Origin of the sequence: Acidisoma sp. PAMC 29798 (assembly GCF_030252425.1) — a bacterium.
GTDB classification, from domain to species: Bacteria; Pseudomonadota; Alphaproteobacteria; order Acetobacterales; family Acetobacteraceae; genus Acidisoma; species Acidisoma cladoniae.
In genome coordinates, this window is sequence record NZ_CP126994.1 from 302,245 (window position 1) to 325,809 (window position 23,565).

Annotated in this window: 22 protein-coding genes; 14 read left to right on the forward strand and 8 right to left on the reverse strand. The window is 61.5% G+C overall.

Annotated features, from left to right (window positions below; translation table 11 throughout):
• Positions 1-2 precede the first annotated feature (2 nt).
• A complete protein-coding gene (locus tag QP803_RS01480; RefSeq protein ID WP_284945910.1) occupies positions 3-1,334 on the forward strand; it encodes an LLM class flavin-dependent oxidoreductase in 1,332 nt (443 codons plus the stop codon).
• A gap of 71 nt (positions 1,335-1,405) precedes the next feature.
• Here the strand turns inward: QP803_RS01480 and QP803_RS01485 are convergent, their stop codons facing one another.
• From QP803_RS01485 to thiM, 4 genes are all read right to left on the reverse strand, one after another.
• On the reverse strand, positions 1,406-2,863 hold the full coding sequence (locus QP803_RS01485) for an amidase (RefSeq protein WP_284945911.1): 1,458 nt from the start codon (positions 2,861-2,863) through the stop codon (positions 1,406-1,408).
• On the reverse strand, positions 2,817-3,686 hold the full coding sequence (locus QP803_RS01490) for a sulfurtransferase (protein WP_284945912.1): 870 nt from the start codon (positions 3,684-3,686) through the stop codon (positions 2,817-2,819). Before QP803_RS01490 ends, QP803_RS01485 begins: the two co-directional genes overlap by 47 nt.
• Positions 3,683-5,041, reverse strand: a complete 1,359-nt coding sequence (locus QP803_RS01495; protein ID WP_284945913.1) for an LLM class flavin-dependent oxidoreductase — start codon at positions 5,039-5,041, stop codon at positions 3,683-3,685. Before QP803_RS01495 ends, QP803_RS01490 begins: the two co-directional genes overlap by 4 nt.
• A gap of 130 nt (positions 5,042-5,171) precedes the next feature.
• Positions 5,172-5,957 carry a hydroxyethylthiazole kinase gene (thiM, locus tag QP803_RS01500; RefSeq protein ID WP_434082878.1) on the reverse strand — a complete coding sequence of 262 codons (786 nt, stop codon included), beginning with the start codon at positions 5,955-5,957 and terminating at the stop codon, positions 5,172-5,174.
• 234 nt (positions 5,958-6,191) lie between these two features.
• Between thiM and QP803_RS01505 the strand changes: the two genes are divergently transcribed.
• Positions 6,192-6,617: a GFA family protein gene (locus tag QP803_RS01505; RefSeq protein ID WP_284945914.1), complete on the forward strand. Its 426-nt coding sequence runs from the start codon at positions 6,192-6,194 to the stop codon at positions 6,615-6,617.
• A gap of 100 nt (positions 6,618-6,717) precedes the next feature.
• On the opposite strand, the gene QP803_RS01510 is transcribed toward QP803_RS01505, so the two are convergent.
• Together QP803_RS01510 and QP803_RS01515 are read right to left on the reverse strand one after the other, a co-directional pair.
• The gene (locus QP803_RS01510) at positions 6,718-8,196 is read right to left on the reverse strand and encodes an NCS1 family nucleobase:cation symporter-1 (protein ID WP_284945915.1); all 1,479 of its coding nucleotides are present in this window, start codon (positions 8,194-8,196) and stop codon (positions 6,718-6,720) included.
• Positions 8,197-8,513: 317 nt separating this feature from the next.
• Positions 8,514-9,260, reverse strand: coding sequence for a TetR/AcrR family transcriptional regulator (locus QP803_RS01515; RefSeq protein WP_284945916.1), 747 nt, complete (start codon positions 9,258-9,260; stop codon positions 8,514-8,516).
• Positions 9,261-9,929: 669 nt separating this feature from the next.
• Here QP803_RS01515 and QP803_RS01520 point away from each other — a divergent pair.
• Positions 9,930-10,691, forward strand: a complete 762-nt coding sequence (locus tag QP803_RS01520) for a tetratricopeptide repeat protein (RefSeq protein ID WP_284945917.1) — start codon at positions 9,930-9,932, stop codon at positions 10,689-10,691.
• Between the two features lie 178 nt (positions 10,692-10,869).
• The gene (locus QP803_RS01525) at positions 10,870-11,247 is read left to right on the forward strand and encodes a hypothetical protein (RefSeq protein WP_284945918.1); all 378 of its coding nucleotides are present in this window, start codon (positions 10,870-10,872) and stop codon (positions 11,245-11,247) included.
• A gap of 7 nt (positions 11,248-11,254) precedes the next feature.
• On the opposite strand, the gene QP803_RS01530 is transcribed toward QP803_RS01525, so the two are convergent.
• Together QP803_RS01530 and QP803_RS01535 are read right to left on the reverse strand one after the other, a co-directional pair.
• On the reverse strand, positions 11,255-11,641 hold the full coding sequence (locus QP803_RS01530; protein ID WP_284945919.1) for a hypothetical protein: 387 nt from the start codon (positions 11,639-11,641) through the stop codon (positions 11,255-11,257).
• Positions 11,638-13,500, reverse strand: a complete 1,863-nt coding sequence (locus tag QP803_RS01535) for a sigma-54-dependent Fis family transcriptional regulator (RefSeq protein WP_284945920.1) — start codon at positions 13,498-13,500, stop codon at positions 11,638-11,640. The genes QP803_RS01530 and QP803_RS01535 overlap by 4 nt, the downstream gene beginning before the upstream one ends.
• Before the next feature lie 244 nt (positions 13,501-13,744).
• Here QP803_RS01535 and QP803_RS01540 point away from each other — a divergent pair, with 244 nt between their 5' ends.
• The 10 genes from QP803_RS01540 to QP803_RS01585 all read left to right on the forward strand — a co-directional run bounded on the left by QP803_RS01540 (position 13,745) and on the right by QP803_RS01585 (position 23,380).
• Complete coding sequence (locus QP803_RS01540) at positions 13,745-14,788, forward strand: NAD(P)-dependent alcohol dehydrogenase (RefSeq protein WP_284945921.1); 1,044 nt, start codon at positions 13,745-13,747, stop codon at positions 14,786-14,788.
• Positions 14,789-14,811: 23 nt separating this feature from the next.
• Positions 14,812-14,988, forward strand: a complete 177-nt coding sequence (locus tag QP803_RS01545) for a hypothetical protein (RefSeq protein ID WP_284945922.1) — start codon at positions 14,812-14,814, stop codon at positions 14,986-14,988.
• A 242-nt stretch (positions 14,989-15,230) separates the two neighbouring features.
• Complete coding sequence (locus QP803_RS01550) at positions 15,231-16,901, forward strand: aromatic/alkene/methane monooxygenase hydroxylase/oxygenase subunit alpha (protein ID WP_284945923.1); 1,671 nt, start codon at positions 15,231-15,233, stop codon at positions 16,899-16,901.
• Positions 16,902-16,972: 71 nt separating this feature from the next.
• Positions 16,973-18,052 carry an NADH:ubiquinone reductase (Na(+)-transporting) subunit F gene (locus QP803_RS01555; RefSeq protein ID WP_284945924.1) on the forward strand — a complete coding sequence of 360 codons (1,080 nt, stop codon included), beginning with the start codon at positions 16,973-16,975 and terminating at the stop codon, positions 18,050-18,052.
• A gap of 32 nt (positions 18,053-18,084) precedes the next feature.
• On the forward strand, positions 18,085-19,173 hold the full coding sequence (locus QP803_RS01560; RefSeq protein ID WP_284945925.1) for an aromatic/alkene monooxygenase hydroxylase subunit beta: 1,089 nt from the start codon (positions 18,085-18,087) through the stop codon (positions 19,171-19,173).
• A 32-nt stretch (positions 19,174-19,205) separates the two neighbouring features.
• Positions 19,206-19,556, forward strand: a complete 351-nt coding sequence (locus QP803_RS01565) for an MmoB/DmpM family protein (RefSeq protein ID WP_284945926.1) — start codon at positions 19,206-19,208, stop codon at positions 19,554-19,556.
• 31 nt (positions 19,557-19,587) lie between these two features.
• Complete coding sequence (locus QP803_RS01570) at positions 19,588-20,607, forward strand: amidohydrolase family protein (RefSeq protein ID WP_284945927.1); 1,020 nt, start codon at positions 19,588-19,590, stop codon at positions 20,605-20,607.
• Positions 20,604-21,356 carry a metal-sulfur cluster assembly factor gene (locus QP803_RS01575; RefSeq protein ID WP_284945928.1) on the forward strand — a complete coding sequence of 251 codons (753 nt, stop codon included), beginning with the start codon at positions 20,604-20,606 and terminating at the stop codon, positions 21,354-21,356. Before QP803_RS01570 ends, QP803_RS01575 begins: the two co-directional genes overlap by 4 nt.
• 86 nt (positions 21,357-21,442) lie before the next feature.
• A complete protein-coding gene (locus tag QP803_RS01580) occupies positions 21,443-23,080 on the forward strand; it encodes a molecular chaperone GroEL (protein ID WP_284945929.1) in 1,638 nt (545 codons plus the stop codon).
• Positions 23,081-23,221: 141 nt separating this feature from the next.
• On the forward strand, positions 23,222-23,380 hold the full coding sequence (locus QP803_RS01585) for a DUF2256 domain-containing protein (RefSeq protein WP_284945930.1): 159 nt from the start codon (positions 23,222-23,224) through the stop codon (positions 23,378-23,380).
• The last annotated feature ends 185 nt before the right edge of the window (positions 23,381-23,565 follow it).

The following is a 23,565-nucleotide window of genomic DNA, read 5'->3' on the forward strand; positions in this document are numbered from 1 at the left end:
TCATGTCGCCGACACCGCAGATGCATCTTTGCGCATTCCTGTTCTCAACAGGGCACCATGTGGCGAGTTGGCGCCATCCTGACGTGCCGCTGCAGAACGGAACCGACTTCCAGTATTGGAAGGATCTGGCGCAGCTCTGCGAGCGCGGTAAACTCGATGCGTTGTTTCTCTATGACGGCGCGGCACTTCCGGCCATGGACCTTGAGCCGATGAGCCGCATGGACCGCGTGACCTTCTTCGATCCGATGACATTGCTTCCGGCGCTCGCGGTGGTGACTGACCGCATCGGCCTCGTCTCCACCAGCAGCACCACCTATGACCAGCCCTATTACGTGGCGCGACGCTACCTGTCGCTCGATCATCTCAGCGGCGGTCGCGCGGCCTGGAACATGGTGACGGGCGTGAACACAGCGGAAGCGCTCAACTTCGGCGCACCGTTGATGGCGCATGCCGATCGCTACGCGCGTGCGCGCGAATTCGCCGAAGTCGTGCGCGGCTTGTGGGACAGTTGGAGTGACGACGCCTTCGTTATGCAAAAGGACACGGGCCGCTTCTTCGACCCCGCCGGTGTCCAGATGCTCGATCATCAGGGTGCGCATTTTTCCGTGCGCAGCCCGATGTGCGTGCCGCGCTCGCCTCAGGGCCAGCCGGTCATGGTGCAAGCCGGCGGATCGGAGGCCGGGCGCGAACTCGCAGCCGAAACGGCCGACATGATCTATTCCGTGCAGGACGACCTGGAGGAGGCGAAGGCCTTCTATGCGGATGTGAAGGGCCGCATGGCGACCTACGGCAGACACCCCGATTCCTTGAAGATCATGCCTGGCGTCTACACAATTGTTGGAAGCACGGTCCAGGAGGCGGAGGACAAATACGGCGCCCTCAATGAACTGGTCGATGGCGGCGTTGCCATGTCATTGCTCTCCTGGTGCATGGGCGGACACGATCTGAGCGGCTACGATCCCGACGGGCCAGTGCCGCAGGACCTCACGACGAATGCAGGCACGACGCATCTAAAGCAGATGGCGTCAATCGCGCGGGCTCGCAATCTGACCTTGCGTCAACTCGGAACACACGTCGCGGCCGGCGGCTATGGTCATTGGTCTGTGCGCGGCACGCCGACGCAGGTCGCTGACCAGTTGGAGGAGCGATTTACCGGCAAGGCGGCGGACGGCTTCAACCTGATGCCTGCGACCTATCCGGGCGGCCTGGTCGATATCATCGACGGCGTGATACCGGAGTTGCAGCGACGCGGCTTGTTTCGCACCGAGTATACCGGTCGCACCTTGCGCGATCATCTCGGCCTCGCGGTCCCGAAACGGCAGGTGCGGGCATAACGGTGTTCGCCTGCTACGCCTGAACTCTTATGCAACGGCCTATGCGCGAGATGATCGCGCAAAGCGCAGGCTCATAGCGACACGATCGGATAGGCGATGTCGAAACCGCGCGCTGCTTCAAGCAACCGCATCACCTGCAGCACGCCGGCATCGTCGAAGCGCTGACCGGCGATTTGCACGCTGACCGGGCAGCCACCGTGGCGAGCGGCGAGAACAGGCACGGTGCCCGCGGGCCAGCCAAGCTGATTGAACCAGCAGGCGAAACCCATATGCCCCATTGGGCCCCCCGCCTTCGACGGGCGGATATCGGTGGCGGCGAAGGCGCGCATCGGAAGCGCGGGCGACAGGATGTAATCGAAGGGAGCGAGTTGCTGGCGGACAGCCTCCGTGCCGAGGGCCAGCCTCTTGCCTACCTGTGCTGCGAAAAGCGCCGATTGCTGAAGCGTTTGATCCATCATGGCGCCGATCTCAGGCAGAATGCGTTCCCTGGCGGCGCTATCGGCGGCATAGAAATCGGCTATGCCCTTATAGACCATGAACCAGTAGATCGCGTCATAGTCTGCAGTTTTAGCTGCGAGATCGTCGATGTCCGTGATCGCGGCCCCTAAATCCGCGAGGCGACTCGCTTGCAGATCCACGGCCGCAGCTGTGTCGTCATCGACAGTGTCGCCAAAACTGAGTGCCCGGAGGACGCCGACCGTCTTGCCTGAAAGAGACGTAAAGTGAGCACCCGGCATGTAGCGACCGTCCAGCGCGACGTGATCGGCGGCGTCCGTCTGGCCGAGGACGCGCAAAGCCTGCTCGACATCATCGACACTTTTGGCCATCGGACCGGCGCTACGATAATTGCCCGCAGGGTCATAGGCGATCCGCCCTTGCGTCGGTTTGATCGAGGCAAGACCGCTCAACGCGGCCGGCAGGCGCACGGATCCAACCATATCGGTGCCGACGGCGATGGGGGCGACGCCCGCCGTGACAGACGGTCCGGCCCCTGCGCTTGATCCACCCGGATTCGTGTCCAGGTCCCAGGCGTTGCGAATAATGCCGTGTTGCGAACTGACGCCCGACATGATCAGCGCATAATCCGGCATCGTCGTTTTCGCGATAACGATCATGCCCTCGTCCCGTGCGCGCCGCACCGGCGCCGCGTCAATTGTAGAGACCACGCCGGCATTCACGGCGGTGCCGAGCCAACGCGGCAGACCTATAACGTGAAAACTGTCCTTGAAGGTGATCGGCACGCCGTCGAGCGGCCCGAGCGGCGCGTGGGCGCGCCAGCGCGCCGCACTCAAGGCCGCATCGGCCCGGGCACGGTCGGCATCCAGACTCGCGATCGCATTCAGCCGCTCGCTGACCCAAGCCGCCGCCGCCAAGGATGCATCGACAACCTCCACGGGGCTGATATCCCCGTGCGCGAAGCCAGCACTCATCTCTGTTGCGGTCATCGCGAGCATGTCGCGCTTGGTCATGATGGTGTCATTCCTACTCGCCCGTCGCCATCGGCAAGGTTGCGTCGGCACGCCACTCATTGAGTGACCCGTCAAAGATCGTCATGCCCTCAAAGCCTGCGGCCGTGAGAACCAGGGCGAGGCCCGCCGCATTGATGCCGCCGCCGCAATAGAGGATCGGCCGGGATTTGTCCGCGCAACCGAGTGCGCGCCAGGCGTCGCGGCCCTTGGCCGCGTCCACGCAGCCCTCCGCGTCTAGCAGATCCGAATAGGGCAGATTGACGCTGCCCGGAATATGCCCGGCGCGCGTACCGTCACTTGCCTGGCCCAGGAACTCAACCCGGCGCGTCGCACAAACCAGCGGGTCGCCGCTGGCCTGCGATGCCAAGGCAATCCCGCGAACTTCGGACAGATCGACGAAGAATCCGTCTTGAGTATCCGCCACGAAATCCCCTTCCAGCCAGGACATTGTGGCGCCGCCCGTCTCCAGCGGTCGGCCGCTGCGTGTCCAGGCGTTCAGGCCACCATCCAGCACATAGACCGATTGGCACCCGAAAGACCGGAGCACCCACCAGACGCGGGCGGCCCAAGCACCGCTCAACCCATCATAAACGACGACGATCGTGTCACGGTGTATGCCCAGGCTGCGCGCCGCCGCCTGCAATTGGCCGGGTGAGGGACGGGTAAACAGGAACGGTGCGTCAGGGTCTGAGAAGCCGTCGAACAGATCGGCGAATCGCGCACCGGGAATATGGCCGGCCTCATAAAGGCTTTGCCCTTTCTGAAATGTCGTCTTGCCGATGGCATCGATACCGCGGTCGATCGTGGCATCCAGCACCACGATCCCCCCGGTTTGCGCGGCCAGCCAATCGGCGGTGACGAGCGGTGATCGCACAACTCTCATGATCCCACCGCCATCTTGCGCACGCGGTGGCGCCACTCACCGCGCTCAGGACGTTTGATGCCGAGATTTTCGCGCGTCGTGCGACCCTCATACGACGTACGGAACAGCCCGCGCCGCTGCAATTCCGGCACCACCTCGCGGGCAAAATCCTCGAAGGCGGCGGGCACATGCGTCGCCTGAATCATGAAACCATCGGCGGCGCCCTGGTCCATCCAACGCTCCATATTGTCAGCGATGTCGCGCGCCGAGCCGATCATGCTGCCTTCCGTGCGTGCGCCATACCATTTGCCGATGTCGCGAATGCTGAGCTTTTCGCGTTCGGCAAATTCGACGACTTCGCGGTAGTGGCCTTCGACGCCGACGACGTCCAAGGGCGGCAGCGGTCCATCAAGGTCGTATTGCGTCAGATCGACGTTGACGTGATAGGCGAGACGCGAAAGCCCGGCTTCGTAATCCACGAGATCGGCGAAGGCCTCATGCTTGGCCATGGCATCGCGGTAATCGCGCCCGACGACGGTCGTGGCGGCGGGCAGGATCTTTACCTGATCTGGGTCGCGGCCGTGCGCGGCCACCCGTGTCTTCATATCGGCGTAGAAATCGATCGCGGAGGCGAGCGATTCATGGCTGCAGAAGATGAGATCGGCCCAGCGCGCCGCAAAATCCCGCCCTGTGGGTGAAGCACCGGCCTGGATGATCAGCGGATAGCCTTGCGGCGAGCGCGGCACACTGAGCGGCCCCTGCACGCTAAGATACTGGCCTTTGAAATCGACCGCCTCCACGTCTTCGGGGCGGCCGAAGATGCCGCTCTCCTTATCGGCGATGATCGCGTCGTCGGACCAGCTATCCCAAAGCCGTGTCGTGGCCTCCAGAAACTCTTCCGCGCGGGCGTAGCGCGTGGTTCGATCGGGCAGCTTTTCCTGGCCGAAATTCTGCGCCTCCGCATCCTGGAAGCTGGTCACGACGTTCCATCCCGCCCGGCCGCCGGTTAGATGATCGAGCGTCGCGAAAGCGCGTGCGAGATGATACGGCTCCTGATAGCCCGTGGAGATGGTCGCGGCCACGCCCAAATGCGTCGTCGCCTCCGCCATCAGCGAAAGCACCGGCATCGGGTCGAGACGCGGCGTGCCCGAGCCGAATTTCACCGCGGGTGCAAAGGAGCCGCCGAGGCTGCGCGGAACGGAGAGCGCATCCGGGATGAAGGCGAGTTCGAAGCAGGCGGCTTCCAGAACGCGCGCGATATGTTTGTAATGCGCCGCCGTCAGCATCCCGGGACTCGCATCCGCGTGGCGCCAGCCGACCGCGCCCTGCGGGCCCGCATTCATGAAGGCCGCAAGGCGCATCATCTTCTTTGCCATATAACTCTTTCCGTCAATCGTCGGTCCTGACGCCTGGTGCCGGCCCGCCTCGGGTTGAACAGGCAAAGTCGCGCCGCTGCGGACAGGACATCGTCCCGCCCGCGCAAGCATCGTCGCCGTAAACGGCTAGTTATTCGGCAGGATCGAGAAGCGAGAGTTCATCGACCAGAGCCGCACCGAAAGACGCTGTGCCCTTCGTCATGGCACCGGCCCGTTCGGCGGCCACTGCGTAGATGGCATGGGCCGCGCATGTCGCCGCCAGAGGTGACGACCCCGCCGCCAGCATCGCGGCGATCAGCGCGCCGAGGCTGCAACCCGCGCCCGTGACCTTCGTCAGCCGGACATCGCCGCCCGGAACGGAAAAGACCTCGACGCCATCGGTGATATAGTCAATTGGGCCACTCACCGCGACAATGGACTTGGTGGTCGTCGCCAGCGACTTGATGAAGTCGATGGCCTCGGCCGCATTGGCCGTTGTCTCGACGCCTTTGCCGCCGGCGCCGCCGCCTGAAAGGGCGATCAGCTCACTGGCATTGCCGCGAATGACCGTTGGGTGGAAGGCGAGCAACGCGTGGACGACATCGTCATAGGCAGTCGCCCCGGCCCCCACGGCCACGGGATCGAGCACCCAGGGCGTTCCGGCCGCATTGGCGGATCGCGCGGCCTCAAGCAAGGTTTCGGGGCTGCTGCTCATCAGGGCGGCGGTGTTGATCCACATCGCCCCAGCGCCAGCGGCAAAGGCTGTCGGCCAACCGGGTGCGGCGCCGATGGCAGGTCCGGCGCCGACGGCGAGCAGGACATTCGCACTCAGATTAGCCGCGACATAATTCGTCAGGCCGTAGACGAAGGGCCCCGCTTTCTTCAGTGCCGCCAGTTCTTGCCGAACACTCTGATCCGCCCAGGTTACGTCACGCACCCACATCATCTCCTACGAAATCGCTCGTTATTTCACGCGCGCGGCTGCGAGCCTCGCTGTCGCGCACCAGTGCAGAAGACTTATCATCTCAGCCCGTTGATAGCTATTGTGTGTCTCATAGGGCCGGCGCGTTTTTGATGGTTGATCAAAGTCCGGAGATGCCTTCGTATGGCGCTCACTCGCCTGTCACCAAGACCGGGCGCACACGGGATCTGAACAGGAACCACAGGCAGTATGGTGGACGACACGAGTATTCGGGCGGGTCAATGCCATTGCGGTGCGGTGCATTTGGAGGTGACGCTCAGCGACGGCTTCAATACGATCCGCCGCTGCACCTGCTCGTACTGCTGCATGCGCGGTGCCGTCGTTGTCATGGCGGAAATGGGTGCGGTCAGGATCGTGCAGGGCGAGGATGCGTTGACAAGCTACCGCTTCCATACCGGATCGGCGCTGCATTTCTTCTGTTCTCACTGCGGCATATACACGCACCATCAACGACGCTCTGACCAGAGTCTCTATGCCGTCAACGTAGCCTGCCTGGACGGGGTAAGCCCATTCGACTTTCCAGAAGTGCCTGTCATGGACGGGGTCAATCATACGAATGATACCGGCAGGCCAACGCGCCGCGCAGGTACCCTTCGCTTCATCCCAGCTGATTAACGATCGCTACTGCCGCTCGCGCCGCCTGACTCCATCGGTGGACGAGACAATGCCTGCAGGCATTGTCTCGTCTCGACAGCAGTGGGCTGATCTTCCGACTTTAGTCGCCGGCGTGCAAGGCGGCCGGTGACCTTTGGCTCGACGACAATGCAACATAGACGAGAGCGCCGGCGGTGGCGCCGATCAGCCAACCCCAGTCACCCACATTGAAGATGACCTTGTAGGCACCAAGCAGCGCCAAGCCGATCGAAAGCGCGCCAGCCAGGGCCAGTGAGAGGACCGCGCGCAGGTTCCAGCCGCCGTCGTAGTGGAAGTCGCCATTCTCCGACATCGTGTAGAGATCCGCCACCTTAATGTTTTGGCGCTTCACGAGATAGTAGTCCGCCACGATGATGCCGAACATGGGCCCGAGGACAGCGCCGAAGATGCTGACGAACAGGGTGATGGCCGATGGGCTCGCAACAAAGAGCCAAGGGCAAACCAAGACGGATAGAATGGAGGTGATCAACCCGCCACGGCGGAAGTCGATCTTTTCCGGATAGAGGTTGGCGATGTCATAGGCAGGCGACACGAAATTGGCGACGATGTTGATGCCCATCGTGGCGACGATGAAGGTGATGGAGCCGACGATGACGATGATGGGATTGCCGATCTTCTGCACGATCAGGACAGGGTCCATAATCGCCGCTCCAAAAACCTTGAGCGTCCCGGCCGTCACGATGACGGTAATGATCGAGAAAACAAGGAAGTTGACCGGCAGGCCAAGAAAGTTCCCCTTCTTCATGGTCGCCTCGTCCTTGCCGAAGCGGGCAAAATCGCCAAAGTTCAAAAGCAAGGCGGCGAAATACGCGACGATGAGCATCGCGGCGTTCGCCATGACACCGATGGTGGCACCGGTCGAGGCGGCTGGCGGGCTGAGTTGCAGAGCCAGGCTCGAGAATCCGGTTTTCGATAGCATCCAGATCGCCAGTGCGAACATGACGACGTAAACGACGGGGCCACAAAAATCGATGAATTTGCGAATCCGCTCCATGCCGCTCAGGAAGATGAGAAGTTGGAAGATCCACATGAAGAGGAAGCTGAACCAGCCGAGGGTCGACAAGCCGAGGACATTATTATGCGTCAACCCGACCGAGGAGGGCAGCAGGGTAATGACGAGAACCTCCACCGCCTTCGATGCGAAGTAGGTCTGAACACCATACCAGACGATGCCGACGATCCCGCGGACGACGGCCGCGAGATTTGCGCCCATCACTCCGAAGGAAATACGGGCGACGACGGGATAGGGGATGCCATATTTCAAGGATGGCCGGCCTATCAGGTTCATCAGGAAGTAAACGGCCAGGATGCCGACGAGCATGGAGATAAGAACCTGCCACCCCGTCAGGCCGAGAAAGAACAGGCTCGCCGCGAAGGTATATCCGCCGACGGAATGCACGTCCGACATCCACATGGCGAAGAGACTGAACACACCCCACGTCCGCCCCTCCGGCGCGGTGGGAGACAGATCGTGATTGTAGAGCTGGGGATGAGCCCCGGTTATAACGAGCGTCGTGACGTGGTCGCTATTGGATGACATGTCTATCCCGTCTCAAATGTCACTGGTCGCCGCGCCGCGACAGCCTGTTGAGGGCAAATTCGGCCGGGCGTTGCCAGACAGCGTGCCCGGCTGCTGGTGCCGCGCACCATGCGAGGCGATCGTTACTGAGCAAGTGGCGTGCCAATTTATAACGATCGGTAAAACTATTTTACAGATCGGCGTTGGCGACTGCGGCAAACTCCCATCGCGCCATTCACCCCGTCGCAATGCCAAATAAAGAGGCATTCTCAGTCTAGAAACAGGTCGGTGGTCAAAAATAGGGCATTGTATTAAGCGTGTTGTGCTTCAGCACTCTTCTACCGACTGCTAGTCGGCGGCCGCCTTCCCGCTGGTTTCGATGCGCCGCGGGACTGGGCCGCCGTGACGGAGTGTTCCTTACCGTTGAGGCCGAGCCCGCCAAGGACCAGCTGGACAATCGTCGCTTTGGCCGAGTCGTAATCCGCTTCCTCCAAGACCCTTTTCTTCTTCATAATGGTCATCTGGCTGGAAAAATCGGCATAGGCCTGGGTCATGGCCCAAATACAGAAGAATAGATCCGGGGCGCTGATCGGCCTGACCATGCCTTGGGCAGCCCATTCATCAACAAGTCTCATCTTATTAAGCAGCAGGGGCGTCGAGACCTTCTCAATGAAGGTTCCAATGTATTGCGCGCCGCTGATGATCTCATTTGCGTATATCCGGGACAAATCCGGATGATCTCTTGAGAAATCGACCTTCCTATGGATGTAATTCGTGAGAATTTCCACAATATTGGTCGTAAGATCGAGATTTTCGATATCTCTTGCCCACATGTTCATGGCTCGCTCCAAGATGGCGCGATACAAATCTTCCTTGTCCTCGAAGTAATAATAGATGTGGGGTTTTGCGATAGACGCCTTTTTGGCGATCAGCGCCGTCGTCGCGCCCCGGAAGCCGAAATGCCCAAAGACAAATTCTGCCGCATCAAGAATTTTACCTTCGATATCTGGTCCAGGTGCCGCCTTTCGGCCGCCGCTCGAGGGCCGGCGGATGCGAAATAGCTTCAGCAGATCATCGTCTGACATCGCGGGCGGCCGCTCCCTGGAGGCTTCGTCCTTTGCGCCGGGCGCGAAAGAACCCACTACTCCTGCCTGATACGGGTGAGCCCAGCAAGTCGAGGGAGCCGTCGCCACGAGACTTGGACGGACGTGCATGGTCATAAGCCCATGGTTCGGCAGTCTATTCGACGTCCTCTTTCATCACGCCTGGCAGACTCGTCCCGGCAGTGGTGCGCGGATAAGACGATCTTAACTCGAAATCAAAACAGAATTCGGATGAACCCTATCGTTATGCCGCAGTCAATTCATTGTGATGCCGACCGCGCAACAGCCTGTGCCGATGCAGCAGACAGATCTGCCACATCGCGAGATAGACATGCGAGGGGTGGTAGACATGCGAGATTGGTATTCACACGTATCGGCATGAACGCGGGGAAGCGAGATTACGCAATCAAAACGCCAACCGATGACAGAACAAGAAACATCGAGACACTCGATTGACAGGTCGCCAATCCTGCGCCAGCACAATGCCCTTATGTCTTCGCCATGCTGAACCATGCGGTAGCTCACATGAGAATGTCGGGTCATAACGAAACGAAACGGGAGACGAAAATGTCGTTGCGTTGTCTATCGATAGCCGTCGTTACGAGTTCGCTCATCGGACTTGTCGGATGCGCCATGCCGCCCGCAGGCACTATGTTTGGCACGCCGACACCGCCGGCCGCGCCAGTCTTGGATGCGACGGCCGTCGCTCATATGACGGCGGCCGCGCAGTCGGGTGACCTGAATGCAGAATTCGCCCTCGGCACCGCGTATTGGAACGGGCAGGGCCTTCCCCAGGACGATGCCGCCGCGACATCCTGGTGGCGCAAGGCCGCGAAGGGTGGAAACCTCGATGCCGCCTATAATCTGGGCATTGCCTATCGGGATGGCCGGGGCGTTCCACAAGACTATGCCAAGGCCGCCGCTCTATTCGCGCGCGGCGCCGCAAAAGGTGATGCGCAAGCCGAAAATAACCTTGGTGTCTTGTATCTCGACGGGCATGGCGTTCGACAGAATACGGCCAAAGCCGCAGCGCTTTTCCAGAGTTCGGCCGCTCAGGGTGACCAGTATGCTCAGCAAAACCTCCAGAGGACGATGGCGCCACCAACCTCGTCGCCGTCGCTGAACCCCGCAGACATGCAGGCGCCTCCAAGCGGCCAGAACCAGCAGAACGATAATGGCGATGCGAACCAGCAGCAGGAGGAACAGCAGCAGCAGTGGCAGCAACAGCAGCAGTGGCAACAGCAACAGCAGCAACGACAGGAAGAGGACGAACAACAGCGGCAACAGCAGCAGCAACAAGAACAGCAGCAACAGGAGTATTACCAACAGCAGCAAGAACAGCAGCAGCAAGAACAGGAGCAGGAGGAACAGCAGCAGCAACAACAGGAAGACGAACAACAGCAGCAGCAGTAGAGTGAACACCGTCGCTCGAAGGCTTTCGAGCGACGCACGCACTGTGGCAGGACGCGCGCATAGATGTCATTATGGCGCAACAAGGACAGCCACAGGGCGATACGCAGAGCGGCCCAGGCATGGAGCAAGGACAAGAAATGGAACGAGAACATCAAGATGAATTCAATGAGAACAGGCAATGAAAACTAGCAAGCGATTGTCCGTGTCTTTGGCGCAGCGCGGGGGTCCCATCGCTTTTGCAATCCTGATGGCGATCACTTGGCCCATGTCCGCGTTGGCCCAAGCGGTCACGGCGCCAACGCCCGAACAGGCCCATACGGCGATCCTGGCTATGCTCGGCAATCCGCCGGAGCTGAAGAACACCTCGATGCGCGTCGGAACTTGCGTAAAAACCTCGGCCGCGGATCATAAGAATGAGGTGTCTTGCACCGTGGCGATGATTTCACCCGGTGCGACCTCGGAATCACAGGCCGATTTCTATCAGACGCCCACAGGCTGGGCGGCCGAACCCTCGGGCCAGCAAGGTCTGCCCTTTCCCGATCCTAAGCTACAGTAGCCTGAGACTAAGCCGTTCGCCGCCCGCCGAGACTGGACTTGAACCTTTCATAGTCGAGGACCAAAGCCTTGGTCGAAGGGAAGGCGCGGTAGTAATAAATATCGTTCTCGTAAAGCGTCACTGCGGCTGAGGTCGCGCCATGTAGGATGAGGGCGACTTTAGCGGCCAAGCTGCACAGGGTCGGAATATCCCGCGACATCTCCAATGCTTTTGAGTTCGACATTGCCATCATGCAGCTCCGCAGTCGCTCAGGAAGATCGCTTGCGCGCTGAAGAAATACGGCTTCATCGCCGGCTTGCACCTGAGGGCTTTCCCCAATCCATGAACTGGCTTCTGCAATCAAATGCAGACTCACATCGTTCAACCGCATCGTTTGCTCATCGCAACCGCTCATTGCGATTTTCTCCCCTGACTGGCCAAGGCGCGGTAGACACGGTTCCGCGAGACGCCGAGACGCCGCGCGGCGGCGCTGAGATTGCCCTCAGTCTCCCGATGCGCCTTCAGGATGCGGGCCGTCGTTTCATCTCTCAGCGTGACCTCTCTGGGGCCGGCCGGTGATCCGGCGCCGAGCAGACTCTCAACGGCGGAAGGACCGACCGGCCTTCCGCTGTCGATCAATGTCAGCCGCGTCAGCGCATTGCGGAGTTCGCGAATATTGCCCGGCCAGGAATGGGCGGCGAGACGGTCGATCGCAGCCGGTTCGATGGCAGCCTCCGGGCTTATGACGGCAAGCAGGTGGCGCAGAATCGCATCAAAGTCGGTCCGCGCACGCAACGGCGGCAGCAGCGCCTCGATCGTGTCGAGCCGGTAGTAGAGGTCGGCACGGAAGCGGCCCTTCGCCACCTCCTGCGCGAGATCGGCATTGGTGGCGGCGACCAGCAGCACCTCCACCCGCCGCGTGGCGCCGCCGCCCACCGGTCGCACCATCCAGTCATCCAGCAGCCGCAGCAGAACCGCCTGCAAAGCGAGAGGCATGTCCCCGATCTCATCAAGGAACAGGGTGCCTCCATGGGCCTGAACGACGAGCCCGGCGGCGCCCCCGCGCCGCGCACCGGTGAAGGCGCCCTCCGCATGGCCGAACAGCTCGGCCTCCACCAGGCTCTCTGGCAGCGCTGCACAGTTCACTGGCACGAAGGCGCCGGTTCGGCCGCTCGCGGCATGGGCGTGGCGGGCCAGTTGCTCCTTGCCTGTGCCGGTCTCGCCGCGGATGAGGATCGGCAGCCCGCGCCGGGCGGCGGCCTCCACCTGCCGCATGGCCGTCGCCACCACCGGATCGGCGGCGACGAAGCCATCCACCGCCACGGGTTTGGGCGGAGCCACCGGTTTGGCCAGGGCCACGGGCGCGGCGCGCAGGGTTTCGAGATGGGCGACAAAGACGCTGCCGACACGATCTTGCAGTCGCATCCTTGGGTCATGCCGCCCAGCTTCGATGAAGGCGCTGAAGGCCATGCGAAACACGCCCTCGAACCGGCGGCCGGGGATCGCCGGCAGGCCTTGGAGAAACAGCCTCGCCTGGGGGTTGGCGCCGAGGATGACGCCGGACGGATCGAAGGCCATCAGGCCGGCGCTCAGGGTATGCAAATATTCTGCGCGGTTGTGGAAAGCGACCACGATGTCCTTGCGATGGAAGTCGCGGAACAGCCCATTCTCGATCTGTGTCGCGGCCATAGAGACGAGGGCGCGGGTGTGCTGCTGGCGGGACTGGCAATCGGATGAGGCATCCAGCACACCCGCGAGGGCGCCATCAGGACCGAAGACCGGCGCCGCCGTGCAGGTGAGCTGGCCGTAGCGGCGAAAGAAGTGCTCGCCGCCATGGATCGTCATCGGCCGCTGGGTCGCCGCGACACTGCCCAAGGCATTGGTGCCACAGCCCAGCTCGGACCATAGGCAGCCGGGCTGGATGCGCGTCGTGTCGGCGGTCGTGTTGAAACTCGTATCGGCGATGGTGTCGAGCAGCAGACCGTCCGCCAGGGCAAAGGCGATCATGAAATTGCTGCCGGCGATTTGGTGATACAGATTCTCCATCTCCGCCAGCACAAGCGGACGCATGGCGCCCGCGGCATCCCGCGCTCGACGCAAGGCGGGCGCCTCGATGCGGCGCGGCGGCGGTGGATTTTCAGGATCGAGCCCATGCTCCAGGCAACGCGTCCAGCTCGCGGAAATCTCGGCCGACAGCAAATCCGCCGGTGTGACGTGACGTCGTTCGAGCACCGTTCGCGCACGCGCGAGACGATCCTCCGATGAGATCAGCATCGTTTCCCCAATGGCCCACGCGCGGGACCTGAAACGACATTACAAAGCGCGCGTGCCATCGGCAACTGTTCCAAAACGGAACAGGTCCGCACCCGCGCTTGTTCCATTCGGAACAGAGTGTCCCGGCACATGACCGAGGCAAGTCCTTGTTATGGCGTGCAATGAACAATTGGCACGCCTGATGCAGTGAAGACGCTGCGTCAGATGTCTGCCCAACGAGGCGGCATCAAGGGAGAGAACCGCCATGAAGGCCGCCGTGTTGCACGCCTACGACGAGAGCCTCTCGTCCGATACTTTCGTCCATTATGAGGAGGTGCCCGATCCCAAGATCGAGCGTCCGACCGATGTCATCGTGCGTGTCGGGGGCGCCGGTGTCTGCCGCACCGATTTGCATATCGTGGAAGGCATTTGGCGCAGCAAGGTCGATGTTCAACTGCCCTATATCATGGGCCACGAGAATGCCGGCTGGATCGAGGAGCTGGGGTCCGCCGTCGAAGGATTCGCCGTCGGCGATGCGGTGATCTGCCACCCCCTGGTGACCAGCGGCCATTGCCTCGCTTGCCGGCGGGGTGACGACATGCATGCGACGGACAGCCAGTTTCCCGGCGTCAATACCAATGGCGGCTATGCCGATTACCTGCGCACCGGCCAAAGGTCGCTGATCAAGCTGCCGAAGAGCCTGGCGCCCAAGGATGTCGCGCCCTACACGGATGCCGGCCTCACCGCCTATCGCGCTGCCAAGAAGGCATCCCGCCATTTGCTGCCGGGACAATACGTGGTGGTCATCGGCGCCGGCGGCCTCGGTCATATCGGCATCCAGGTTCTGGCGGCACTCTGCGCGGCGGAGATCATCGCCGTTGATCGCTCCGACACCGGTCTCTCCCTCGCGAAGGAGTGCGGCGCGCATCACCAGATCCGGGCGGATGGAGATGAGGTCGAGAGCGTCATGGCGCTGACGGGCGGTCGCGGGGCTGAGGCGGTGATCGACTTCGTCGGCGAAGGCGAGGCCGTCGCCAAGGGCCTGGCAATGACCGCGAATGGCGGCTTCTATTACATCGTTGGCTACGGCGGGCGGATCGAAATGCCGACGCTCGACATGATCACCTCGGAAAAAACCATCGTCGGCAATCTTGTTGGCACATACCCGGAACTCGTGGAGCTGATGGCGCTTGCCGACCGTGGCTTGGTGCATCTTTCGACGCGCGAATATCGGTTGAAGGATGCCAATCAGGCGCTGCACGACCTGCATCACGGCCGCATTCGTGGCCGCGCGGTTTTGGTCCCGTGATGGAAGCGCAGGAGACGCGAGCGATGACCGACGAGGACCTCTCGAAGGACGATTTTTTCAAACGGCTCGGCCTGCTCGCGCAGGAGATGATCGATGCCCATGGCAAGGACTTCACCATGGGCACGCTGGTGCTCGCGGCGCGGTTCATCGCCGATGGCAAGCCGATCGGACGGCCCGACAGCCCGGCGGCGACATCCTGATGTCCCATTTCGCTACAGCACAGACACAGTGTGTCCCATAATAATACATGCTGCAGCGCAGTAAATAATAACTTCGACCAAGTACTTGCGTGAATCACCACCAAGGATAATAGTCATCGACTGGCATAACACTTGCTACCAACAAAGGTGGCACCGCTCGCCGGAACCATTCGTTCACACCACGACATCGTCCTGGCCGCGTTGCCGCAAAAAATTGATCCAAGATCCAAGGAGAATCTCAGATGCCCGAGGGCCTGTCGTTAACCAAGATCACAGCACAGAAAGGGATCAGCATCGGCGAAGCCGCGAAGCGGGTCGCGGATCTGGGCTGGACCCCGAGCTACGTTCAGGAAGCGATGACCTTCCCGACCGACTACAAGATCAAGAAGGCACCGCGCGACCCGATGAAGCAGGTGCTACGCTCCTACTTCCCGATGCAGGAAGAAAAAGACAATCGCGTCTATGGCGCATTGGACGCCGCGCTGCGCGGCGACATGTTCCGCAATGTCGAGCCCCGCTGGGTCGAATGGATGAAGCTGTTCCTCGCCATCATCCCCTTCCCGGAGATTTCGGCCGCGCGGTCCATGGCCATGGTCGCCCGTCTCGCGCCGGGTGAGGAGCTGCGCACCGGCTTCACCATGCAGATGGTCGATGAATTCCGCCACTCGACGATTCAGATGAATCTCAAGAAGTGGTATATGGAAAACTACATCGATCCGGCCGGATTCGATATCACGGAGGCCGCTTTCGGGCGGTGCTACGCCACCACCATCGGCCGCCAATTCGCCGAGGGATTCGTGACCGGCGATGCCATCACCTCCGCCAATATCTACCTGACGGTCGTGGCCGAAACCGCCTTCACCAATACGCTCTTCGTCGCCATGCCGTCCGAGGCCGCGCGCAACGGTGACTATGCGCTGCCGACCGTCTTCCTATCGGTGCAGTCCGACGAAAGCCGCCATATCGGCAACGGCCATTCCATGCTGATGTCGATCATCAACGATCCCGACAACCATCAGTTGATCGAACGGGATCTGCGCTACGCCTTCTGGCAGAACCACGCCATTGTGGACGCCGCCATCGGCACGCTGATCGAATACGCCACCACCGATCGCGACAAGAACAAGGAAAGCTATGCCGAACTCTGGCATCGCTGGATTTACGAGGATTACTACCGCACCTATATGCTGCCGCTCGAAAAATACGGCATCAAGATCCATCACGACGATGTCGGCGCGGCGTGGGAGCGGATGGTCAAGAAGCACTACGTCCATAAGACGGCGCAGTTCTTCTCGGTCGGTTGGCCGCTCAATTTCTGGCGCATCGAAGCGCAGACGGAGCGGGACTTCGAGTGGTTCGAGCATAAGTATCCCGGCTGGTATGCCGAGTTCGGCGATTACTGGAAGTGGTATGCCAAGCTGAGCAAGCCCGGTGAGACCGTCATGACCTTCAACACCGAGACCGGATATTCCTATCCGCATCGCTGCTGGAGCTGCATGGTGCCTTGCCTGATCCGCGAAGACATCGTCTGTGACGAAGTCGAGGGCAAAATCCACACCTATTGCTCGGAGCTGTGCCGCTGGACGCACAAGACCGCCTTCGCCGCTACCTATGAAGGCCGGCCGACGCCCGCCATGGGCCGCTTCAGCGGTCGCCGTGAATGGGAGGAGTGCTACCACGGTTGGGATCTCGCCGATGCCATCCAGGATCTCGGCTTCGTCCGGGGTGACGGCAAGACCTTGGTGCCCCAGCCGCATTTGCGATTCGATGACCGCGAGATGTGGACGCTGGATCATGTGCGCGGCCACACGCTCGGCAGCCCGCTGCTGACGATCAGGGGCATGACGCCGGAGGCGCGGGAAGCGCATCTGGCCGAATACCGCAAGGGCTTCAAGATCAACCCGATCAACTGATCGGCGCACTACGCGAAGGGACCCGGTGCAAGCCGGGTCCCGACCACGCCGTATCCCGACAAGGGGCCTCTATGAACGACGTCATCACTAAGACCGATATCAAGGTCATCACCCATACCGTTCGCTTCGAGCCGATGGGCATCGAAATGGATGTGAACGAAGGGGAGACGGTGCTCGATGCCGCCTTCCGCCAGGGCATTTCCGTGATGCATGGCTGCAAGGAAGGGCAATGCGCGAGTTGCAAGTCCAAGCTCGTCGATGGCGACATCGAATTGCTTAGATATTCCACCTTCGCGCTGCCGGAATCGGAGCGCGACACCGACCATATTCTGCTGTGCCGGACGCTCGCTTACAGCGACATCACGGTCGAACTGCTGAATTACGACGAGGATCTGCTCAGTCGCTCCATCGCAGTGAAGGAAATCGGCGCCGTCGTCGTCTCCGTTCTTCCTCTGACACGCGACATTCGGATTCTGACGTTGGAGCTGGATGCACCGCTGCGTTTCTGGGCGGGCCAATATGTCGATATCACCATTCCCGGCAGCGGCATTACGCGCGCGTTCTCCATGGCGAATGCGCCGGGCGACCATGCCACGGGCGGCGTTCGCACCCTGCAATTCATCATCAAGATCTATCCCAACGGCGCCTTCTCCGCGCGGCTCGAAGGTGGCCTCACCGCCGGCAATGCGCTGACAATCAAGGGACCGTATGGCACCTGCTTCCACCGGGAAGGACGGCCGGGACCCTTGGTGCTGGTCGGTGGTGGTTCGGGCATGTCGCCCTTGTGGTCGATCCTGCTGGATCACGTCGCGCGGGGCGATCATCGACCTGTCCGCTTCTTCTATGGGGCGCGCACAAAGGCCGATCTGTTCCACATCGCCGAATTTGCGGCGATCGGTGAAAAGCTACCGGATTTTAAATTCATCCCGGCGCTGTCGCATGCTGAGCCCGGCGACGAGTGGAGCGGGGAGACGGGATTCGTGCATGACGTGGTGGCGCGCGTCCTGAAGGCCGAAGGCCTGGAAGGCGAAATCGACGCCTATTCCTGCGGGCCGCCGCCGATGATCGATGCCGTGCTGCCGGTTCTGCAAATGGCCGGCGTGGAGCCCGAGCGCATCTACTTCGACAAGTTCACCACTGCGACACGCTGACAAAAACACCATCAACAGGGAAGCGCGCCATCATGAGTGCAGCCGTAGAACAGCCGACCAACCCGCTGAAATCAGGTGCCGCCGGCGCCGCCACCTTTGCCGGATCGGATAGCCGCAAATACAATTATTTCGATCCCAAGGGCCGCCGCGCCACGCATTACGAAGACATGACGGTCGATGTGCAGCCCGACCCTAAGCGGTATTTGCTGCAAGACTGGATCATTTCCTTCGCAGATGGCACGCCGACCTATTCCGAGGATTGGACGGGCGCCAAATGCAGTGACTGGCACGCCTATCGCAGCGTTGACCAGGAATGGGAACGCACGCATTACCAGCGCCAGTCCACCATCTGCGGGATGATCCAGAGCGTGGTGGAGAACGGCCGCCGTTCCGGCGCGCCGAAGCGCTTCGATCCGGCTTGGGTCAAGATTCTGCAAGATCATATCGGCGCCTATAAGCATGCCGAGTTCGGCCTCGGCATGGCGACGATGCAGGCGCAACGCTACGGCTATACGCAGATGATCAATAACGCGATCCTGACCAACTCTTCTTACAAGATCCGGTTTGCGCAGGACCTGACACTATACCTGAGCGAGATCGGCATGGATATCGGCGGTTTCGATGACCAGGCCGGCAAGGCGCATTGGGTCGATGATCCGATCTGGCAGGATACGCGCCGCGCGATCGAGACCATCAGCGGCGCGACGGACTTCCTGGAGCAGTATTTCGCGGTCAACATCGTGTTCGAGCCTCTGGTGGGAGAGCTGTTCCGCAGCGGCTTCGTGATGCAGGCAGCGGCCTCCCAGAACGACTTCATCACCCCGTCCGTCGTCTCGGCCGCTGAAGGGGATTATGAGCGGAACCTTGCCAATACCATCGAGCTGTTCCGGATGCTGATGCTGGATGAGGCACATGCCGACCATAATCGCGGCCTGTTTTCCAGTTGGCTGCACAAGCATGGAACGCTCGCGATGGCGGCAGCACGCAGCTTGCAACCGATCTGGTCCCAGCCGCGCGTCAAGGTGGCGCAGTTCACGGAAGCCCTGGAACTGGCGAAGAACCGCCTCCGCGCCATTGGTGCCGAGACGAATATCGACGTGCGCTCCATCGTCGATGCCTGACCGCGCGCCATCGCAACAAGAAGGAATATCCGATGTCCCATACCGCGAATATCTTCAAATCCATGAAGGACATGCAGTTCGAAACCACGATCTCGGTGCAATGCGGCGTCACGATGAATGACAGCGTCGAGGCCCGTGTCATCGCCGAGGTTATGGGCGAGAAGCCCGGCGTGACCGTGACCTATATGCCGGCGATGATCCGTATCGACGGCGAGGGGAAGATGGAATTCAAGATGGACGAGATCACCGAGCGGCTGGGCCGCGAGATGACGCCGCATCTGTTTGAGATTTCCACCTCGACCCATTACGGTCGAATGGTCATGGTGGATGACAATACTGTCGTGCTGTTCGGCAATATGGACGACGTCAAAGACTATATCTGACGCAACGACGTCTGCATACGAGGAGACCAAGATGTACACAACAAAAGACGGCGAAGAAATCTTCATCATCGACGGCCACGTTCACCTCTGGGACGCGAGCCCAGCGAATCAGCGCAATGTGCATGGCGCGGAGTTCATCAATTGCTTCTACGGTTACCACTCCGCGCTGAGCCCAAAGGAGGAGGTTTGGCCGCGCGAAAAGTTCGAGAAATACGGCGCCGAGACCATGTATGAAGACCTGTTCGTCAAAGGCTATGACGATATGGCCATTTTCCAGCCGACCTATTTGAAGGAGTTCTACAAGAACGGCTTCAATACGCTTGAGCAGAATGCGAGCCTCGGCACGCGCTACCCCGATCGTTTTATTATCAACGGCGCCTTCGATCCGCGCCACGGCGAGGCCGGTCTCGATCAACTGCAATCGGATGTCGAGCAATACAAGATCAAGGGCGTGAAGCTTTATACGGCGGAGTGGATCGGCGACAGCAAGGGCTATAAACTGTCGGATGATCACGCCAAGCGCTATCTGGAGCGCGCCGAAAAGCTCGGCATCAAGAACATCCATGTCCATAAGGGGCCGACGATTCTGCCCCTGAACCGCGATGCCTTCGACGTCGCTGATATCGACGATGCCGCCACCTGCTTCCCGAATCTGAACTTCATCGTGGAGCATTGCGGCTTGCCGCGCCTGGACGACTTCTGCTGGATTGCGGTGCAGGAACCGAATGTCTATGGCGGCCTCGCGGTGGCACTCCCCTTCATCCACAGCCGGCCTGCTTACTTCGCCCATATCATCTCCGAACTGCTTTTCTGGCTCGGCGAGGATCGCATCCTGTTCGGCAGCGATTACGGCATCTGGACGCCGAAATGGCTGGTCGATGCCTTTATGAATTTCGAACTGCCGGACGAGGTACGGAAGGAGACCAAGGTCGATCTGTCGCTAACCGCGAAGAAGAAGATCCTCGGTCTGAATGCCGCACGCATCTACAATATCGACATCGAAGCCAAGAAGGCCGCTTTGGGATATCGCCAGAGCGTCGCGGCCGAATGACGCGCGAGACGGACGTCTGGGCTCAACTCGGGACCGTGAATGATCCCGAGTTGGACGAATCCGTGACGGAGCTTCGCTTCGTCACGGAAGTCGCGGTAAGTGACGCGGGGGCTGTGCGCGTCAGCTTCCGTCTGCCGACCTATTGGTGCGCGGCCAACTTCGCCTTCCTGATGGCCGAGGATATGCGCCTGGCGGTGGCCGCACTCCCTTGGGTCACCGATGTTCAGGTGACGCTCGGCGAGCATATGTATGCCGACACAATCAACAGCGGCATTGCCGAAAAGCAGTCCTTCCAGACCACCTTTGGCGATGCTTCGGACGGCGATTTGGAGGAGGTGCGGCGCACCTTCCTGGTCAAAGCTTTCCAGCGTCGGCAAGTGGCCTTGGTGGAGCATCTTCAGGCTGCGGGCCATGAGATGGAGGCGCTGGCAAGCCTCTCCATAGCGGCACTCCGGCGGCTATCCGATACCGGTCTGGTTGAGCGCTACCTCGACCGCCGCCGCATCGTGGCCGTCAACGCGGATGACGCCCCAGCCTTTGTCGATGACAATGGCTGCGCCATCGAGGCGGATAGCTTTCGCAGCCATATTCGGGCCCTCCGCCGTGTCGCCGTCAACGTCGAGTTCAACGGCGCACTGTGTCGCGGCTTGTTGGCGGCGCGGTTCGATGAGGCGGAGGACAAGACCCGGGAGCCGACCTTGCGCGACTTCATTCACGCTTTGCCGGCAGAGAAGCGCCACAGTCTCTGACGGATGATCAAGACGCGTACCCGCCGCCAGACGACACGGCAAAAAGCGGGGCGTGGAGGACCGACCAGGAAGTAGGGAACGACACCATGGCCAAGATGATGCTGCATGATGACGAGGCGCGCATGGCCCTCGGGCGCGGCGTGGCCCAGCTGGCCCGCGCGGTGCGCGGCACACTCGGCCCCAAGGGGATGAATGCGATCATCGACCGCCCGATCGGCACGCCGCTGATTTCGCGTGATGGTGTCAGTATCGCGCAGGAAATCGAACTGCCCTGTCCCTTCGAGAATATGGGCGCGCAGGTGCTGCGGGAAGTGTCCAAGCAGACCAATGACATCGCGGGGGATGGCACCACCACGGCGACGGTGCTGGCCGATGCCATGGTGCAGCAGGGGCTCGACTTTCTCGCCAAGGGCGCCAACCCCGTCGATCTCGTCGCCGGCCTGGAACTGGCCGTGACGGAAGCGCTGGCGGCGCTTTATCGCAGTGCCCGACCGCTGACGGGACCGGAGGAGACCCGTGCCGTCGCGACCATCGCCGCGAATGACGCGGTGACGGGCGCCATGGTCGCCGAGGCGATCCAGCGCGTCGGTGCGGACGGTATCGTCACGGTCGAATTCGGGACCACGGTGGAGACGCTGCTGGAGGTCGTGGACGGCATGTCCTTCGACCGTGGGTATCTGTCGCATCACATGGTGACCGATATCGAGCGCATGCAGGTGGTGTTTGAGGAGCCGCTGATCCTGATGACGGATCTCAAGCTCACGGGGCCGGAAGATGCGGCCGCAATCGAAGCCCTGCTGCAGGGCAGTCAGCGGCCCTTGCTAATCCTGGCGGAGGAGGTGGCGCCGAGTTGCGTGGTGCATCTGCTTGGCCGGCGCGAACGCGGCCAATCCCCCATCGCCGCCATTCATCCCCCGGAATACGGCCATTGGCGCAAGGCCATGCTGGAGGATATCGCCATCGTCACCGGCGGCCGGGTGATTGCGCGGGAATTGGGCGGCACGCTTGCCAATGTGACGCGGCGGGACCTCGGCAGTGCGCGGCAAGTGCGCATTTCGGCCAACCAGACCATCATCAGCGCCGGCGGCGGTGACCCGGCGAGCGTCGCGGCGCGGCGCGTGCAGGTCAGTCGCCAGTTCGACGCGGCGCCGCAGAATATCGAGCGCGACAAGTTGCAGGAGCGGCTGGCGAAATTGTCTGGCGGCTCGGCCATCATCCTGGCGGGCGGTGCCACGCCTGTGGAGCAGAAGCGCCGGGTGCAGATGATCGAGGATGCGATCAACGCCACCCGCGCGGCGGTGCAGGAGGGTGTGGTCGCCGGCGGCGGCACTGCTTTGATGCAGATCGTGCCGGATCTCGCGCCGATGATGGAGCGGCTGAGCGGCGGCAAGCGGCTGGGGGCGAGCCTGTTGCAAGGCGCCTTGGCGCAGCCGCTCGCCTGCATCGCAAAGAACTGCGGCGCGGATGCCGCCGATGTGCTGGCCCGCGTGGCGCAGGCCCCGCGCGGTTTCGGTTTTGATGCCCGCAGCGGGGAGATCGTTGGGCTGATGGCGGCCGGCGTGTTGGACCCGGTGAAGGTGAGCATCACCGCCGTGCGCAACGCGGCCTCCGTCGCCGGGCTGATCCTGACCACGCAAACTTTGGTGGCGAGCATTCCGGATGGGCACGACCCGACCGCCGGGCCTGCCTTGGGCGGCGGCGCGGAGCGCCTCGGGCGGGCTTAGGGCGGGAGGAGTTCGGGCTCCAACGGTGGCGGCTGGGATGGGTGGAAAGCGGCCTCTTCGCTTCGAGCCTGGACTACGATAACGTGGTCCTCCGGACGGGAGCGCCTTATCGCATTTACCCGAAGCTATGGACACGGTGCCATGCCCCACGACAAACTCAACCTGCCTGTAAAGATCTGCGCCGTCTGCCAGCGCCCTTTCAACTGGCGGAAGAAATGGGCTCGCGACTGGCACCAGGTGCGCTACTGCTCGGAACGCTGCCGCCGCGCTGCCAAACAGGCGCCCTCTGCTAACGGATGAGGGCGCGGTGCCCACTCAGGGTAATCTGCGGCTACGCGTGGTCATCGCAGTCCGGTTTTGGCCGAGAGCGGAAGGGCTGCTTTGGACTATAAAATGAGTTAAGCTGCCAAAGGTGGCTGTCAGTCGTATCGAAAGATGACCGTCCAAGTTGGGCAAACGCAGCTCATAGCGATATCCAGTGAACG